This is a genomic window from Streptomyces sp. (genome assembly GCF_035563135.1).
Lineage (GTDB): Bacteria > Actinomycetota > Actinomycetes > Streptomycetales > Streptomycetaceae > Streptomyces.
The window spans coordinates 1-3,805 of sequence record NZ_DATMVN010000276.1; the positions used below are offsets into that span (position 1 = coordinate 1).

Consider the following 3,805-nt stretch of genomic DNA (forward strand, 5'->3'; position numbering starts at 1 on the left):
CGACGCGGACCGGGGCCGGCTGCTCGCCGGTGAGCACCACGATCCGCACGGTGTCCTGGGTGCGCATCCGGCCTCGGGCGGAGTCCTCTTCCGGGTGCTGCGCCCCTTCGCCCGCTCGGTGACCGTGCTGGCCGGGGGCAAGCGGGCCGAACTGCAGAGCGACGGCGACGGCTTCTTCTCGGGCGTCCTGCCGTTGCCCGCCGTGCCCGAGGACGGGTACCGCCTGCAGGTCGCCTACGACGACAACACGATCGAGGTGGACGACCCGTACCGCTTCCTGCCCGCCATCGGCGAGCTCGACCTGCACCTGATCGGCGAGGGCCGGCATGAGGAGCTCTGGAAAGCGCTCGGGGCCCAGCCGATGGAACACCAGGGCGTGGCCGGCACCCGCTTCACGGTCTGGGCCCCGAACGCCCGCGGGGTCCGCGTCGCGGGCGACTTCAACTACTGGGACGGCACCGCCTTCCCCATGCGCTCGCTCGGCTCCACCGGCGTCTGGGAACTGTTCCTCCCCGGCGTCGGCGAGGGCGCCGTCTACAAGTACGACATCTGCCGGCCCGACGGGTCGCACACCCAGCGCGCCGACCCGATGGCCCGCCACACGGAGGTGCCGCCCGCCACCGCCTCGGTGGTCACGGCCTCGCACCACGCGTGGCAGGACGCCGACTGGATGGCGCACCGGGGCGACCGCCCGGTCCACGCATCCCCGTTCTCCGTCTACGAGATCCACCTGCCCTCCTGGCGGCCGGGGCTCACCTATCGCCAGCTGGCCGCGCAACTCCCGTCCTACGTGCGGGAACTCGGCTTCACACACGTGGAGCTGATGCCGGTCTCGGAGCATCCGTTCGGCGGTTCCTGGGGCTATCAGGTCACCGGCTTCTTCGCCCCGACCTCGCGCCTGGGCACGCCGGACGACTTCCGTTTCCTGGTCGACGCGCTGCACGCGGCGGGCATCGGCGTCCTCATGGACTGGGTGCCGGCGCACTTCCCCCGCGACGACTGGGCGCTCGCGGAATTCGACGGCCGCCCGCTGTACGAGCACTCGGACCCGAACCGGGCCGCGCACCCGGACTGGGGCACCCTGGAGTTCGACTACGGCCGCAAGGAGGTCCGCAACTTCCTCGTCTCCAACGCCACTTACTGGTGCGAGGAGTTCCACATCGACGGGCTGCGGGTCGACGCGGTCGCCTCCATGCTCTACCTCGACTACTCCCGTGAGGACGGCCAGTGGTCGCCGAACGAATTCGGGGGCCGGGAGAACCTGGACGCGGTCGCCTTCCTCCAGGAGATGAACGCCACGGTCTACCGGCGCAATCCCGGCGTCGTCACGATGGCCGAGGAGTCCACCGCCTGGGACGGCGTCACCCGCGCCACGGACCACGGCGGCCTGGGTTTCGGCCTGAAGTGGAACATGGGCTGGATGCACGACTCCCTGGTCTACATGTCCAAGGAGCCCATCCACCGCAAGTACCACCACAACGAGATGACGTTCTCGATGGTGTACGCGTACAGCGAGAACTACGTGCTGCCGATCTCGCACGACGAGGTGGTGCACGGCAAGCAGGCCCTGGTCAGCAAGATGCCCGGCGACTGGTGGCAGCGGCGGGCGAACCACCGCGCGTACCTCGGTTACATGTGGGCCCACCCGGGCAAGCAACTGCTGTTCATGGGTCAGGAGTTCGCCCAGGGCGCCGAGTGGTCCGAGGGCCACGGCCCGGACTGGTGGCTGCTCGACGAGACGTACGAGGCCTCCGGCGACCACCGGGGCGTACGGAACCTGGTCACGGACCTCAACGCGGTGTACACCGCGCTGCCCGCGCTCTGGCAGCGCGACACGTCCCCCGAGGGCTTCAGCTGGATCGACGGCGGCGCCGCGGAGGACAACGCGTTCGCGTTCGTACGGTACGACGCGGACGGGTCCCCGCTGATCGCCGTCTCGCACTTCTCCCCCGTGGTGCGGAGCGACTACCGCATCGGCGTACCGGACGGCCCCGAGGCCTGGGTGGAGGTCATCAACACGGACGCGGCCCGCTACGGCGGCAGCGACGTGCGCAACACGGAGCCGCTGAAGCCGGAGGCGGTCCCGGCGCACGGCAGGGACACCAGCATCACGCTGACGCTCCCGCCACTGGCGACGGTCTGGCTGCGGCCGGCCTGACCTGCGCGGGAGGGGCGGTGCACCAGGGACTCGGGTGCACCGCCCCTCCCCGGCGCCCGTGCGTCCCCTTCTCGCGCTCCCTTTCGGGTCATGCGCGGACCAGCGGGGCGCTCCACCCCAGGTGTGGATCGATTCGTTCGGACCGAGGAGGCAGGAGCCGTCATGACGCCTTGCAGGATGCTGTCGGCGGTCGTCCCAGCGGTCAGGCCGGTGGAATCCAGGACGTGGGGCCCGTAGACGCCCACGTCGCCGAACCGGCCGTGCAGCGAGTGAATCGGCACGCTGTTCGGCAACCCGATCGAGCCGGGTGACACCGGCAACAGCGTCCTCTTCCTGTCGGTCCGGTTCGAGGCCGTCCAGAAGAACGGTCCACGAGGACTGCTCAGTACGACTCGCGCTCATCAGAACACGTGCGGGCGCGAACCACCCGGTCCGTGCCCGCACGCCCCGCCTCTGAAGCCTCGAAGGAACGGTGGTGATACGGCGCGTACCGCTCCCTTTCGGAGGAGCCGCAGGAAAACGATGAGGCGATCCAGGACCTGTACTGAGTCTGCACCCTCAGGGCGCTCGCATCAGGTTGCGCATACTGCCCACCAGCGCCTTCACATCGCGTCCGGCGGGCAGTTCGGGTGTGGCCCCCTCGGAGGCCCCGGCTCCCGTGGAAGCCCCGGCCCCCGCCTGCACCGTGACGCGGCAGGGGCGGCAGAGGCCGTCCGGGAGCGCGGCGGCCGGGCCGGGGCGGCCGCACTCCGCGCACTCCACCAGCAGCGGACGTACGTCGGGGGCGACCGGTCCCGGGGCGGGGGCGGCGGGCAGCCGGGGCGGGAGCTTGTCGGTGAGCCGACGGCGTACGAAACCGACGGGCGAGCCGATCCGGGCGGGGATGCCGGAGGTCAGGGCCTGGGTGAGGTAGCCGGCGTCCACTCCCCGGGCGAACCACTCCGCGGCGAGCCGCTCCAGCGCGGCGCAGTCCCCGGCGGAGAGGGCCAGCCGGGGCTCCAGGCGCCCGATCCGGGCCAGAGCGACATACGCGGGCGAGGGAGCGGCGTCGTCCGGGGCCGGGCCGGCCGTCGGCCTCTGCTGCGGCACGGAGACCGGCTCCCCGGCGGGCCCCCGGGGCGGCGGCGGTGCGGGCGCTTCCTGCACGGGCGGGCCGTCTCCTCCGGTCGCCTCCCCCGCGAGGTGGTCGGCCCACCACTCGTTGTCGTGGGCGGTCCGGGACCAGTAGGTGCGCGTCACCCAGCGGCTCTGGCCGAGCGTTTCGACGCGGCAGCGTACGTGGCGGAGGTGACCGGCGACCGCAAGCGTGCGCAGCGCGGTGCCGATGGCCATCTGCCCGTAGAGGGGGAGGTCCTTCGCCAGCGATTTGATGTCCATCGCCGCACCGTCGGGGAGATGGTCGACGTACCCGGCGACGTACCGCTCCCGCTCGGGGAGGAAGGCGAAGTCGGATGCCTGGGAGGGGGGTTGACCCGGCACGGAGCGCTTGCCGTAACCCGTACGGGCCTGTCGGTACGGGCGCGAGGGTGCGGGCGCGCAAGGGGCGGCGTTAGGGTGCTGGGTAGCCACGAGATCGGTCCTTCGATCTTGGGGTGAGACCCCGGTTGGTGCTGTTAACACCACGCCGGGGTCGTTTCGTTGAGGGCA

2 protein-coding genes are annotated in these 3,805 nt (G+C 71.5%); one reads left to right on the plus strand and one right to left on the minus strand.

The annotated features are described in order from the left end of the window. The coding region (gene glgB, locus VN520_RS12080; RefSeq protein ID WP_325746883.1) for a 1,4-alpha-glucan branching enzyme at positions 1–2,158 on the plus strand (2,158 nt) is incomplete at its 5' end. Between the two features lie 558 nt (positions 2,159–2,716). On the opposite strand, the gene VN520_RS12085 is transcribed toward glgB, so the two are convergent. Then, positions 2,717–3,727, minus strand: a complete 1,011-nt coding sequence (locus VN520_RS12085; protein WP_325746884.1) for a MarR family transcriptional regulator — start codon at positions 3,725–3,727, stop codon at positions 2,717–2,719. Positions 3,728–3,805: the final 78 nt, after the last annotated feature.